We start from the raw sequence: 12,866 nt of genomic DNA, 5'->3' as shown, positions 1-12,866 counted from the left end.
TGGTCTCTGACAGTCAATACTGTGAGACCGAGTCCACCACTACTGGAGCCTGACCCATGACCGATATGCTTGTTGACGATAAACAACCGACCCCGGATCCGGCAGAGCAGAATGCCTTCTTCCCGTCGCCCTACTCCCTGAGCCAGTTCACCTCGCGCAAATCTGACCTTGCCGGGGCTGACTATCCCGCACCCTATCGGGAGGGGCGCTGGAAGATCCTGCTGATCGGGGCCGATGAGCGCTATCTGCCCACCGACAACGGCACCCTGTTTTCCACCGGCAACCATCCGGTCGAAACCCTGCTGCCCATGTATCACCTCGACAAGGCGGGCTTTGCCTTTGATGTAGCCACCCTCTCCGGCAATCCGGTCAAGTTTGAGTGGTGGGCCATGCCCGGCGAAGATGAAGAGGTGTTGGGGCTCTATGGCAAATATCAGGCGCAGTTCCGCCAACCGGCCAAGCTGGCCGATCTGCTGAAAGAGGCGCTGGCCACTGACTCGGACTATATCGGCGTCTTTATCCCCGGCGGCCACGGCGCCCTGATGGGGTTGCCGCAGAGTGCCGAGGTGAAAGCGCTGCTGGAGTGGGCGATGGCCAACGATCGCTTCATCATCTCCCTCTGTCACGGGCCTGCTGCGCTGCTGGCGGTGGCCAATCCAGAGACCTTCGCGGGCTACAAGATCTGCGCCTTCCCCGATGAGCTGGATGCCCAGACCCCGGCAATTGGCTATATGCCGGGCCACCTCACCTGGAAGTTTGGCGAGAAGCTCAAAGAGATTGGCTTTGAGATCGTCAACAACGGCATCTCGGGAGAGGTGTGCCGGGATCGCAATCTGCTGACCGGTGACAGCCCGCTGGCGGGCAATAACCTCGGCAAGCTGGCTGCTACCACCTTGCTGGAGGCGGTTGCCAAGCGATGAGGTTGTCGTCGTCGCCAGCGAACGCGCTGCAGGTCGCGGTGGCGCTGGAAGGGTGTCAGCGGCTGGAGGAGATCCAGCAGCTGGTGCGCGCCTTTGCCACCCCGCTGGGGTATCACCGCTTTGCGCTCTTCTCCATCAGTGCCAGCGAGGAGGGGGTGGTCGAGCATCTCTACTGGCTGGAGGGGGAGTGGCTGGAGAGCGGCGAGGCGGTCGACCTGCATGCCTATATGCGCGAGTGCCCGATGGCGATGCATATCAGGGAGCGAGACCAGCCCTTCTTCTGGAGCAAAACGGTTGGCGCCGTTGGCGAGCAGTACCGTATCGTTCGCCAGCCTGAGGGGCCTGGCCGACATGGCTTGCAGGTTCCCGTCTATGGGCCGTTGGGACTGGAAGGGGCGATGAGCTTTGGCGGCGATCAGATCGATGCCAGTGCCCACACTCGGGTTGGCCTTGCGCTGATCGCGGCGGCGGCTTTTCATGCAGCTCGTCGGCTGATGGAGATGCCGGTAGCGGGTCACGAGCGTGGCCTCACTGGGCGCGAGCGCGAAGTGCTGGAGTGGGTCTCCCGGGGTTGGCGCCATGCCGATATCGCCACCACCCTGAAACTCTCGGTGCGCACGGTCGAGAACCATCTGCGCAGTGCCCGCCGTCGACTCGGTGTAGCCACCACGGCAGAGGCGGTCAGAGTGGCGATCAGGAACCGCGATATTGAGGGCTGAGGGGCTACCCCTTTGTCTGGCATGTAAAAAGAGACCGGCATATAGCCGGTCTCTTTTTTATTTCCGCAACCTTTACGCCTGCGGCGGGGTGCTTTCGGCGTTGGACATCACCGCATCCATTTGCACCAGGGCGCCAGCGGGCAGCTCGCTCACGCCAATCACGGTGCGGGCAGGCAGATAACCCGGGAAGTATTTGGTGTAGACGGCGTTGACCGCATCCAGATCCGCGATATTGCCGAGCTGGATATTGACCTTGACGATATCGTCCATCACATGGCCGATGCTCTCCACAATCGCCTTGATATTGCTAAGGCACTGGGCGGTCTGCTCCTTGATGCAGCCAGCCAGGATCTTGCCGGTTGCGGGGTCTATCGGCAGTTGGGCAGAGAGATGGTTGTAGTGAGAGAAGGCGACGGTCTGGCAATAGAGCGGGCTGCGCGGTGCCTTGTCGGTATTGCGGGCACGGATCACCAGATTGTGTCTGTCTTCCACCAGTTGCGGCGGGGTGCCGTCACCGTGGGAGATGACCGCATCCATCTGCACTAGCGCCCCCATGGGCAGGGCGGCGGCACTGACCACAGAGCGGGCGGGCAGATAGGACACGGCGCGAGCAATGGCGGAGTCGGGGAAGAAGGTGGTGTAGACCTCGTTGACGGCATCCAGATCGGCCAGATCGGTCAGGTAGACGGTAACCTTGACGATATCGTCAAACGGCACGTCGATGCTCTCCAGCACCGCCTTGATATTGCGCAGGCACTGGCCCGCCTGCTCCGTGATACCACCGGCAACCAGTTGGCCCGAGGCTGCCTCGACCGGCAGTTGCGCACCGATATTGTTGTAGTGGGAGAAGGCCACGGTATGGGTGGAGAACGGATTGTGCGGCGCCTTGTCGCTATTGCGGGCGAGTTTAACCAGCGGGCAAGGATCTTGCGGGAAGGTACCTTCGCCGTTGGATATGATGGCATCGATCTGCACCAGCGCGCCCAGCGGCAGGGCGGCGACGGCGAGGGTGGTGCGGGTCGGCAGATAGCCCGGGAAGAATTCGCGATAGACGGCGTTGACCGCCTCAAGATCCGCCATCTCTTTCAGGAAGATGGTCGCTTTGACCATATCGTCCATCACATGGCCAATGCTCTCGATGATTGCCTTGAGGTTGCTCAGGCACTGTCTGGCCTGCGCGGTGACATCGCCACTCACCATCTTGCCGGTGGCGGGATCGACCGGCAGCTGGGCGGAGATATTGTTGTAATGAGAAAACGCCACCGTTTGGGTGCTGGGGCCCAGATCCTGGGGTGCATGGGGGGTATTTCTTGCTGACTTGATGATGGTACCACTCATAGATATGCCTCTTTTTAATATTTGTTGTTCATTCAGGTACAGGTTTACCCCATCTTGTTGTGCGCCAGCGGCGGCATCCCCGGTTATTATTTGTGATCCACTCAATTACTGAGAGGAATAATGGAAGAGAGGATAGGGTAGATATTTCAGACGCAGCGATTCTATGAGTGGCTATCAGGGGTTGCAAACCGCTGATTGCATTTCTATGAGATGGCTCAATGGGCGCAAATTTAATCATATTGCTATTCAATTCACCCGAAATCGTAGCCAATTCGTGTGCAAATGGTGCCGAACCGGCGGACAGCCTTGCCCTGACTGGGTTTGCTCTCCCCCTCTTCGGGATATTGGCGTGTGAATAAAGGGTTAATATTATGCGCCGATGTGCAAATAATGCATATCATGGTGCATGGATATCTGTTTTAAGCTTGTTTAAGGGGCTATGAAAATTCCCGTGAATATGCATATCCACCTTATTAAAGATACCTCTGGAATATAATTCACGGCTTTTGCATTCCTCTCTATTAATGATTATTCCGGAATACACGATGACGCCTTGCTGGCAGCCGGGATCTGTTATTAACGCCATAAAATTCTATGCCATGAATTTGCACGGCGGATCTGCTCCTGCTGCACAGGAGTGGGGAGCATGGCGTTGGCGTTGGCGTTGGCGTTGGCGTTGGCGTGACGGAGTGCGGGAGCTGTGGTGCTGGATGAGAGGTGGCGTTGGATGAGGGGCGGTGGTGGCAATCCGCTTATCTTCACGCCGGTTGCATCCCCCGATGGGGGGTGTTGCCCCGCGTCGTCGGTTTTTCCACTTTTTGCGGCTTTGTCTGACCTCCCCCTTATCTGTGGCTGGTTGTGATGATTGGGATGGTTTTCAGGGCTCGGGAACAGCTCAGGTGATTTCGCAGGTATAAAGTTCAATATATTGTTTTTAAAAGGAAATCAGCCAAAAAATGGATTTATCGACCGCTTCTTATGGTTTCTTGATTAAATTGTTAGTTAGTGGCGTGATTGCGAGTCAGGTCGCTTTTTTCATTCGCTATTAATCGTATGATTAATAAGGTAATCAAGGAGCCCTGACGGAGAGCATCGAAGCACCGGCAGGCCATTGCCCAGGATTGGCAAGCGAGATCGCATCGCGATCATCATTACCTGACTGTGGAGGATTTATGCTGGGTTTCGTTCTGGGCGATATGTATTGTCAAACATCTGGGCAGCGGTTACCTCCTCGCCTGGGAAAGAGCTTTCCCATTCCTGCCGATTACCGACTGCGCGGCCGGGTATCCGCCGCCATCATGACCATCGAGAGCCTGCTCGATACCCCTTATCCGCAAAAGCAGTTTCGTGATCTGGTCTTTGGCGCCTTTATCGAGCGCCAGCGTCGGCTGTTTGGCGAACATGTGATTGTGGCCCGCATGGAAGGGGAGGATGGGCTGGAGCTGTCGATTGATCTCTCGTTTGTCAGCACCGCCGTACCTGTGGGCCTGCTGGCCATCTCTGAAGAGCTGGCTCTCGCCACGGCGCCGCGTCCCAAGAAGAGCCATCCCCACTACGAGGCGCTGTGCAAGGCGCTCGACTGCATGGTGATGCTGATGTTTTATGGCAAGGTGATCCGCCAGCGGAATACGGTGTTGGAAAATATCGGCCATCAGTTTGGTTATCAACCCGCGGCGACCCTGACAGCGCGTGTTGGCAAGGGTGGGGAGGATGATTACGACGCCTTCATGGTCAATATCATGACCTGTATTGCCCACTCCAACTCGCTCAAGGAGGCGCTGGAGAACGCCAGCCGGATGGGAATTCAGGAGCCCGCTTTCTTCTGCATCGTCGGGGCGATTGCCAGCACCCTGTGGGGCGTTCCCAGACAGTGGGCGTATCAAGCCTCACAGCTGATCCATCGCTCCCACCACCACTACATCCAGAATCTGCTTCGTTGTGAAACCCGTGCCGGGCGGCGCCATATCAATCTGGAGCCGCCAAAGCCCCCGCTGTTTGCACCGATCCGGCAACAGGTTGTGCGTCTGTTCAAGGGGGCACACTGATCCGCAGCCCCCTTGTCATCACTCAGGCGGGATAAAGCGCCCCCAGCACAGCCGGACGGCTGGCACCAGTGACGGCGGGCAGGTTGCCCGGCTTGCGGTGAACAAAGCACATGGCCAGCCAAGCAAAGGCAGCGCCTTCCACCCAGTCGGGGGCAAGGCCCAGCTCAGCGGTGCTGGCGATGCGCCATGCAGGCAGCAGGCTGGCCAGCTCCTTCAGCAAGGGGGCGTTATGGGCACCGCCGCCGCAGACAAACAGCTCGGCTTTCGGCTGGCTGGCACCGACTGACTCGGGCCGTGCGGGCAGTTGGCGGGCGATGCTGTGGCAGGTGAGCGCCTGCAGGGTGCGCTGCACATCCACGGGGGCGTATGAAGTGCCTGCCAGCTCCCCATCGAGCCAATCGAGGGTAAACATCTCCCGTCCGGTGCTCTTGGGGGCGGGGGCGGCGAAGTAGGGGTGAGCCAGCAGCTTCTCCAGCAGGGCCGGGATTGGCTTGCCACTGGCGGCCCATTTGCCACCGGCGTCATAGCTGCCGCCGTGGGGCTGATGGCGGCGATACCAGCCATCGAGCAGGGTGTTGGCCGGGCCGGTATCAAAACCATATACCCCGCCCGGATTGCCCGGCAGCACCGAGATATTGGCGATGCCGCCGAGGTTCAGTACCACTCGCAGGGCGCCGGGCTTGGCAAACAGCGCCTGATGGAAGGCGGGCACCAGCGGCGCCCCCTGACCGCCGAGGGCCATATCCATGGTGCGAAAATCGGCGATAACGTCGATGCCGGTTAGCGCCGCTAGCAGGGCGGCGTTGCCGATCTGCAGGGTAAACCCGAGCTGGGGGCGATGGCGGATGGTTTGGCCGTGGCTGCCGATGGCGCGAATATCTTTGGGCTCAAGCTTCGCCTTGGCCAGCAGCGCGTGGGTGGCGGCGGCAAACTCTCGCGCCACCAGATTATCGGCCACCCCCATGCGGTCGATTTCGTTGTCGCCCGGGGTGCAGAGGGCATGCAGCGTGCGGGCGGTCTCTTGCGGCCAGGGGTGACAAAGCGCCGCTTCGACCCGCAGTTCATCCCCGGCGATCATCACCAGCACGGCATCAATGCCGTCCATGCTGGTTCCCGACATCAGACCGATATAGCGCTCAGCCATGGTGTCTCCTTACATTGCTGTTCGAAAATGCGGTGTGCAGAGAGGGTGAAGAGGGGGACGGCTTTCATCCCATGCCACATGGCGTGGTCTTTGACATCAGACCGATATAACGCTCAACCATGGGGCATCCTCAATGCGGACCGGAAAAAGAGTGAGAGAGACAGGATAGATAAACCCTTACGCCCGTGCCACATGCCGCTCCCGGTGATCCATCTCATCTTACGCTTGAGAGTGGACTCATTTCAATCTGGCTGCCTGGCGCGGGTTCAATAAAAGGGGCTGGCAGGGCCTTCACCCTGCCAGCCCTGATGGCTTAGTTGCCGCGACCATCCCGCTTGTTCTGGGCCAGCAGCAGCTCGGGGTTATCGAGCTTGGCCAGTTGCGGCATCGCCAGCTTTTTGAAGTTGGCCAGCTCGCGTCCGCTCAGGGTCTCTGCTTGCGGCAGGGTGAGGGTGCGCGGGTTCTTGTGAATACCGCCCACCACGAATTCGTAGTGCAGGTGCGGGCCGGTGACGCGACCGGTGCCACCCAGAGTGCCGATGGTCTGCCCCTGCTTCACCCGCTGTCCCTTGTTGACGGTGCGTTTGGAGAGGTGCAGGTACTTGGTCACATAGTTGCCGGCATGCTTGATAAAGACGTAGTTGCCGTTGAACTGGTTGTAACCGGCGGCCACCACGCTGCCGGAGCCCGCCGCCATGATGGGGGTGCCCACTGGCGCCACATAGTCGATGCCGTTGTGGGGGCGGATCTTGCCGGTCACCGGATGGAGGCGGCGCGGGTTGAAGTTGGAGCTGATGTATTTGAAGTTGACCGGCGCACGCAGGAAGCTCTTGCGCATGGCTTTGCCTTCCGGGGTGTAGTAGTTGCCATCTTCATTGAGCACGGCGCGGTAGGCCGTGCCCTGGTTGACGAACTCGGCGGCCAGAATATCGCCGGAGGCGACCCGCTCGTCGTCGCGGAACTTGTCTTCATAGACCACCCGGAAGCTGTCCCCCGGCTGCAAGTCCTGGGCAAAGTCGATGTCCCAGCCGAAGATGGCGGCCAAGTCCATGATCTGATCTTCGGTCATACCCGCATCCACCGCCGCGCCCCAGAAGCTGGAGCGGATTTCGCCCTTGCTCACCTGTTCGCGGGTGTCGAGGGCGATCTTGACGTTGCGGGCGACAAAGGTCTCCTCCTTGCGGCTCACCTTGAGCGCCTGCTCCAGACTGTGGGGGTAATAGAGGCTGTGCAGCTCGCCGTTCTCGGTGAGCTTGAAGGTGAGCTCCTGCCCCGGTTGCAGCATCCGCAGGGGATCGCTGCCCTCGAGCTGGTCGATCAGGTGCAGATCCGTGGTGCTCAGGCCAATGCGCTGGAAGATCACCCCCATGTTGTCGCCACGGCGCACCTTCACCTGCTTGGTGATATAGCGCGGCTTGGGCGGGGTAACGGGCTGGGCGGCCTCGGCTGGCAGCTCGTTGTTTAGCGCGTTGTCGTTGGCCGGTTCCCGCAGGGCAATTTCGTTGCCGTTTTCATCGACTCGTGTTGCCACCGCCTGCTCGCTTGGCCAGGCAGCCAGCATCATGATCATGATGCTCAAGATCAGCACCATCTTGCGGTGCCAGTGGGGGAGTGCGTTGAAGGCGTGCCAAATAACCATGAGAAGCAGATGAAGTCGGGCAGAATGGACGGATTTTACAGCCTTTCCAATTGGCCCGCCATTCCAGTAATATGTTTGGCCCTGTGGAATCGTGATGGAGAGTCAAAAAATGTCCCAGCTCGAGGTGGCGCTAGCCGAGATCAAGCGCGGAGCGGAAGAAATTCTGGTTGAAGAAGAACTTGTCGCCAAGTTGAAGGAAGGGCGCCCGCTGCGCATCAAGTTGGGCATGGACCCGACCGCCCCCGACATTCACCTGGGTCATACCGTGATCCTCAACAAGCTGAAGACCTTCCAGGATCTGGGCCATGAAGTGATCCTGCTGATCGGTGACTTCACTGCCATGGTGGGTGACCCCTCCGGCAAGAACGCTACCCGTCCGCCGCTCTCCGAAGAGGCTATCAAGCATAACGCCCTCACCTATGCCGAGCAGGCGTTCAAGATCCTCGACCCCGCCAAGACCCGCATCGAGTACAACTCGACCTGGCTGAGCGAGCTGGGTGCGACTGGCATGATCAAGCTGGCGGCCAAGCAGACCGTGGCCCGCATGATGGAGCGCGACGACTTCAAAAAGCGCTACACCGGCGGCCAATCCATCGCGATTCACGAATTCCTCTATCCGCTGCTGCAAGGCTATGACTCGGTCGCGCTGAAGGCGGACGTTGAGCTGGGCGGTACCGACCAGAAGTTCAACCTGCTGATGGGCCGCGAGCTGCAAAAAGATGCCGGCATGGCGACCCAGTGCGTGCTGATGATGCCGCTGCTGGTGGGTCTGGATGGCGTCAAGAAGATGTCCAAGTCCGCAGGCAACTACATCGGCGTTCACGACGCTCCGGGCGAGATGTTCGGCAAGATCATGTCCATCACCGACGATCTGATGTGGAACTACTACGAGCTGCTCTCCTTCCGCCCGCTGGCTGAAATTGAAGAGTTCAAGGCAGGCATCGCTGCCGGTACCCTCAACCCGCGCGATGTGAAGATCTGGCTGGCCAAAGAGATCATCGCCCGTTATCACGACGAAGCGGCGGCTGAAGCGGCCCACGAAGATTTCACCCAGCGTTTCTCCAAGAACGCCATTCCGGACGAGATGCCGGAAATCGAGCTGGCTCTGGAAGGCGAAGGTCTGGCCATCGCCAACCTGCTGAAAGAGGCCGATCTGGTGGCCACCACCTCCGAAGCGCTGCGGATGATCAAGCAGGGCGCGGTCAAGGTGGATGGCGAGAAGCTGGAAGATGGCAAGGCACTCATCGGTGCCGGTACCGCCGTCTATCAGGTCGGCAAGCGCAAGTTTGCCCGGGTGACTGTCAAATAAGCAGTACCGTCAAATAAGCAGTCGCATCAGGCAAGCTGGCCATCAAACCGGTTCACGCTTGTTTAACAGGGCCTCCTTCGGGAGGTCTTGTCGTATCTGGGCTGCACGGATCTGGGCGATAAAGTGCCGCAACACGGCACTGCTTGGGTGTGGCCGTGTCGCCAGACTGATACTGGTCATCATGCCGTTGCCGGCGATGGGGTGATAACTGACCCCGAGCGGGCGCAGCGCCGCCACCGAGCTGGGCACCAGAGTCACGCCAAAGCCCGCCTGCACCATGCCGACGGTAGAGATCACCTGCGGGCATTCGGGCCCCAGTATCGGCTCGAAGCCGGCCTCCCGGCAGAGACCCACGATGCCGTCATAGAGCCCGGGCCCGATGGCGTGGGGAAACAGAATAAAACTCTCATCCTTCAGGCTGGCCAGTGACAAGGGGCCCGGCTTGGCTTTGGGGTGGCTGGTCGGCAGGGCGATCAGCAGCGGCTCCTGCTCGATAAGGTGATGGGCAAAGCCCTCGCTACCCCGGCAGGGCAGCCGCAAGATGGCGGCGTCCAGCCGATCGTTGCGCAGCGCCTCCACCAGTGCCGGCATGGTGCCCTCCTGCGGGCTGAGGGCCACCTCGGGGTAGCGCTCCCGATAGTCGTGCAGCAGGGTCAGCACCGCGGGGTGGAGCACGGTGGACCCGGCAAAGCCGATCCGCAGCGCCCCCTGCTCGCCCCGGGCAATCCGTTTCACCTTAAGTTTTGCCGCATCGGCCAGCGCCAGGATCTGCGCCGCATCCCGATAGAGGCTCTCGCCCGCCTCGGTCAGCTCGACACTGCGGGTCAAACGGCGCAGCAGCGGGGTGCCCAGGGTCTCCTCCAGCTTGCGGATCTGCTGGCTCAGCGGCGGCTGGGCCATGTTGAGTGATTCGGCTGCGCGGGTGAAATTCTGCTTTTCAACAACGGCCATGAAGTAGCGGAGCGTACGAAGTTCCATATCGATTGAGTCTCAAAGTCATGGGATCAGCGTATTGGTGTTGAAATGTGAACCAAGTCACCATTGGATCCGAACGCTAACAGGATTCACGGTGGAGGTGAAACCCGAATGGAACATATTGCAACATCTGACAGTGCCGGGTGCAGCTGTGCCCTCGAAGTGAGCCAGCAGTTTTCCCGTTGGCGCAGGCAGCATGACGGTGGCGAGATCTACCAGAGTTCCCTGATGAGCGCCCTGCTGGCGGGGGTCTACGAAGGGGAGACCACCATGAGCGAGCTGCTGCGCCACGGCGACTTTGGCCTCGGCACCTTCAATCACCTCGATGGCGAGCTGATCGCCTTCGAGCGCCAGATCCACCAGTTGCGCTCCGATGGCTCGGCCCGGCCCGCCCGCGCCGATCAGAAGACCCCCTTTGCGGTGATGACCCATTTTCGCCCCTGTCTGGAGCGTCGCTTCGATCACCCCCTCAGCCGTGACGAGATCCACCAGTGGGTGGATCGGCTGGTGGGATCCGACAACGTCTTCGTCGCCCTGCGCCTCGACGGCCAGTTTGAAACGGCCAAGGTACGAACCGTGCCGCGTCAGGAGCCCCCTTATCGTCCCATGCTGGAAGCCATCGAACAGCAGCCGCTGTTCCGCTTTGCCGCGGTGGCGGGAACCCTGGTGGGCTTTCGCTGCCCGCCGTTCGTGCAGGGGGTCAATGTAGCGGGCTTTCACGAGCACATGATCACCGCCGATCGCAAGGGGGGCGGCCATCTGCTCGACTACACCATGGCCCACGGCACCCTGCGGCTTTCTGTGGTGCGTCACCTCAATCTGGCCCTGCCATCGGATCCCGCTTTCCGGCAGGCCGACCTCAACCCCGCCGATCTCGATCGTGCCATTCAGGCCGCCGAAGGCTGATAGACAAGGAGCAATATCATGGAAAACAGACAGTGGAAGTGCGGCGCCGAGCTGGTGGTTCGTCATCTGGAGGCGCAGGGGGTCAAGCAGGTGTTTGGCATTCCTGGCGCCAAGATTGACCGGGTATTCGATGCGCTGGAGGATTCCCCCATCGAGACCATAGTGGTGCGCCACGAGGCGAACGCCGCCTTTATGGCGGCCGCCGTGGGGCGTCTCACTGGCAAGGCGGGGGTGGCGCTGGTCACCTCGGGCCCCGGTTGCTCCAACCTTATTACCGGGTTGGCGACGGCCACCTCGGAGGGGGACCCCATGGTGGCGCTCGGCGGTGCGGTGCGCCGTGCCGATGGCCTCAAACTCACCCACCAGAGCATGGATACGGTCAACCTCTGCCGTCCGGTCACCAAGTTCAGTGCCCAGGTCAACAGCGGGGCGGCGATCTCCGAAGTGATGGCCAACGCCTTTCGTGCCGCCGAGCTGGGGCGGCCGGGGGCGGCGTTTGTCAGCCTGCCGATGGATATCATCAACAAGCCGGTGCAGGGCAATGTACTGGTGCCCCGCGAGGTGCCGGAGCCGGGCTGCGCCGATGAACAGAATATGGAGCAGGCATTGACCCTGCTGAGCAATGCCCAGAATCCGGTTGTGCTGCTCGGCCTGATGGCGAGCCGGCCGGAGAATGCCGAAGCGGTGCGCGCCTTCCTCGACAAGGCGCGGCTGCCGGTGACCGGCACCTATCAGGCCGCCGGGGTGGTGGACAGCTGCCACTTCGATGACTTTGCCGGACGGGTGGGGCTCTTTAACAACCAGCCGGGGGATCAACTGCTGGCGGGGGCCGACCTGGTGATCTGCATCGGCTACAGCCCCATCGAGTACGACCCCGTGCTGTGGAATGGCGATCGGGAGCGGCGCATCCTCCATATCGACGTGCTGCCTGCCGATATCGACAGCAGCTACTGCCCGACCGCCGAGCTGGTGGGGTCGATCCGCGCCAACCTGTTGCAGCTGACCCGCATCATGGGCAATCCGAAAATCCGTCCCCCCGAGGTGGATCGGCTGCTGCAAGGGGTGCGCCAGCAGCGACTGCGACTGGCGATGCGGGCCGATGATCTGCACGGCAATCCGGTTCACCCCTTGCGTATCGTGCGCGAGCTGCAGGATCTGGTGCGCGATGACATGACCCTCTGCGTCGACATGGGCAGCTTCCATATCTGGATTGCCCGCTACCTCTACAGCTTCCGTGCCCGTCAGGTGCTGATCTCCAATGGTCAGCAGACCATGGGGGTGGCACTGCCGTGGGCCATCGGTGCGGCGCTGGTGCGGCCGGGTGAGAAGGTGATCTCGGTATCGGGGGATGGCAGCTTTATGCAGTCGAGCATGGAGCTGGAGACGGCGGTGCGGCTCAAGAGCAATATCGTTCACATCATCTGGGTCGATAACGGCTACAACATGGTCGCGATGCAGGAGCAGCAGAAGTATTGCCGCACCTCCGGCATCTCTTTTGGTCCCATCGACTTCAAACGCTATGCCGAATCGTTCGGGGCGGCCGGGTTTGCGGTGCGCTCGGCAGACGAGTTGCGCGCAACCCTGCGGGCCGCACTGGCGGTGGAGGGGCCTGCTGTGGTGGCGATCCCGGTGGATTACTCCGACAACCCGGGGCTGATGGCCCAGCTCAGGCCAGAAGTATTGGCATAAGTGGGGGCAGCAAGTGCTGGCCTGAATCCTTGTGTAAGGGCAGGCAGACCCGCCCATATAGCAAAAACCGGCATCAATGGATGCCGGTTTTTTATGGCTCTGTCCCAATTACGTGTTGAAAGGCTAATCTTGAAGTAGGCCATCACCTTGAGGTCTACCATCATGGATACCCCAGCCTTTCA

At 60.6% G+C, this 12,866-nt stretch carries 10 protein-coding genes; 6 read left to right on the top strand and 4 right to left on the bottom strand.

The window, feature by feature from the left end; all coding sequences use genetic code 11:
* The first annotated feature begins 56 nt into the window (after positions 1 to 56).
* Positions 57 to 920: a glyoxalase III HchA gene (gene hchA, locus AB5Y92_RS12805; RefSeq protein ID WP_167564673.1), complete on the top strand. Its 864-nt coding sequence runs from the start codon at positions 57 to 59 to the stop codon at positions 918 to 920.
* Complete coding sequence (locus tag AB5Y92_RS12800; protein ID WP_213386746.1) at positions 917 to 1,639, top strand: PA1136 family autoinducer-binding transcriptional regulator; 723 nt, start codon at positions 917 to 919, stop codon at positions 1,637 to 1,639. Before hchA ends, AB5Y92_RS12800 begins: the two co-directional genes overlap by 4 nt.
* Before the next feature lie 72 nt (positions 1,640 to 1,711).
* Here the strand turns inward: AB5Y92_RS12800 and AB5Y92_RS12795 are convergent, their stop codons facing one another.
* On the bottom strand, positions 1,712 to 2,977 hold the full coding sequence (locus tag AB5Y92_RS12795) for a RidA family protein (RefSeq protein WP_368226903.1): 1,266 nt from the start codon (positions 2,975 to 2,977) through the stop codon (positions 1,712 to 1,714).
* A gap of 1,172 nt (positions 2,978 to 4,149) precedes the next feature.
* On the opposite strand from AB5Y92_RS12795, the gene AB5Y92_RS12790 reads away from it, so the two are divergent.
* Complete coding sequence (locus AB5Y92_RS12790) at positions 4,150 to 5,022, top strand: hypothetical protein (RefSeq protein ID WP_100646572.1); 873 nt, start codon at positions 4,150 to 4,152, stop codon at positions 5,020 to 5,022.
* A gap of 22 nt (positions 5,023 to 5,044) precedes the next feature.
* Here AB5Y92_RS12790 and AB5Y92_RS12785 read toward each other — a convergent pair whose 3' ends face one another.
* Complete coding sequence (locus AB5Y92_RS12785) at positions 5,045 to 6,166, bottom strand: anhydro-N-acetylmuramic acid kinase (protein WP_064341749.1); 1,122 nt, start codon at positions 6,164 to 6,166, stop codon at positions 5,045 to 5,047.
* Positions 6,167 to 6,479: 313 nt separating this feature from the next.
* Positions 6,480 to 7,805 carry a peptidoglycan DD-metalloendopeptidase family protein gene (locus AB5Y92_RS12780; RefSeq protein WP_368226902.1) on the bottom strand — a complete coding sequence of 442 codons (1,326 nt, stop codon included), beginning with the start codon at positions 7,803 to 7,805 and terminating at the stop codon, positions 6,480 to 6,482.
* A gap of 109 nt (positions 7,806 to 7,914) precedes the next feature.
* Here AB5Y92_RS12780 and tyrS point away from each other — a divergent pair, with 109 nt between their 5' ends.
* Positions 7,915 to 9,114 carry a tyrosine--tRNA ligase gene (gene tyrS, locus AB5Y92_RS12775; protein ID WP_005347884.1) on the top strand — a complete coding sequence of 400 codons (1,200 nt, stop codon included), beginning with the start codon at positions 7,915 to 7,917 and terminating at the stop codon, positions 9,112 to 9,114.
* A 42-nt stretch (positions 9,115 to 9,156) separates the two neighbouring features.
* Here the strand turns inward: tyrS and AB5Y92_RS12770 are convergent, their stop codons facing one another.
* Positions 9,157 to 10,092 (bottom strand): LysR family transcriptional regulator, encoded by a 936-nt coding sequence (locus AB5Y92_RS12770; RefSeq protein ID WP_368226901.1) that lies wholly within the window; start codon positions 10,090 to 10,092, stop codon positions 9,157 to 9,159.
* A gap of 108 nt (positions 10,093 to 10,200) precedes the next feature.
* Here AB5Y92_RS12770 and budA point away from each other — a divergent pair, with 108 nt between their 5' ends.
* Together budA and alsS are read left to right on the top strand one after the other, a co-directional pair.
* Complete coding sequence (gene budA / locus AB5Y92_RS12765; protein WP_005338506.1) at positions 10,201 to 10,995, top strand: acetolactate decarboxylase; 795 nt, start codon at positions 10,201 to 10,203, stop codon at positions 10,993 to 10,995.
* Between the two features lie 18 nt (positions 10,996 to 11,013).
* Positions 11,014 to 12,684 carry an acetolactate synthase AlsS gene (gene alsS / locus AB5Y92_RS12760; protein WP_368226900.1) on the top strand — a complete coding sequence of 557 codons (1,671 nt, stop codon included), beginning with the start codon at positions 11,014 to 11,016 and terminating at the stop codon, positions 12,682 to 12,684.
* The last annotated feature ends 182 nt before the right edge of the window (positions 12,685 to 12,866 follow it).

Source organism: Aeromonas sp. R1-1 (assembly GCF_040908495.1).
Classification (GTDB): domain Bacteria; phylum Pseudomonadota; class Gammaproteobacteria; order Enterobacterales; family Aeromonadaceae; genus Aeromonas; species Aeromonas veronii.
The sequence above is the reverse complement of the archived record's forward strand: the minus strand, read 5'-3'. Positions and strand labels throughout refer to the sequence as shown.

Coding starts and splice junctions, on each gene's coding strand:
- AB5Y92_RS12770 (WP_368226901.1), bottom strand. CDS start 10,092: ATGGAACTTCGTACGCTCCGCTACTTCATGGCCGTTGTTGAAAAGCAG.
- budA (WP_005338506.1), top strand. CDS start 10,201: ATGGAACATATTGCAACATCTGACAGTGCCGGGTGCAGCTGTGCCCTC.
- tyrS (WP_005347884.1), top strand. CDS start 7,915: ATGTCCCAGCTCGAGGTGGCGCTAGCCGAGATCAAGCGCGGAGCGGAA.
- AB5Y92_RS12780 (WP_368226902.1), bottom strand. CDS start 7,805: ATGGTTATTTGGCACGCCTTCAACGCACTCCCCCACTGGCACCGCAAG.
- hchA (WP_167564673.1), top strand. CDS start 57: ATGACCGATATGCTTGTTGACGATAAACAACCGACCCCGGATCCGGCA.
- AB5Y92_RS12795 (WP_368226903.1), bottom strand. CDS start 2,977: ATGAGTGGTACCATCATCAAGTCAGCAAGAAATACCCCCCATGCACCC.
- AB5Y92_RS12790 (WP_100646572.1), top strand. CDS start 4,150: ATGCTGGGTTTCGTTCTGGGCGATATGTATTGTCAAACATCTGGGCAG.
- AB5Y92_RS12800 (WP_213386746.1), top strand. CDS start 917: ATGAGGTTGTCGTCGTCGCCAGCGAACGCGCTGCAGGTCGCGGTGGCG.
- AB5Y92_RS12785 (WP_064341749.1), bottom strand. CDS start 6,166: ATGGCTGAGCGCTATATCGGTCTGATGTCGGGAACCAGCATGGACGGC.
- alsS (WP_368226900.1), top strand. CDS start 11,014: ATGGAAAACAGACAGTGGAAGTGCGGCGCCGAGCTGGTGGTTCGTCAT.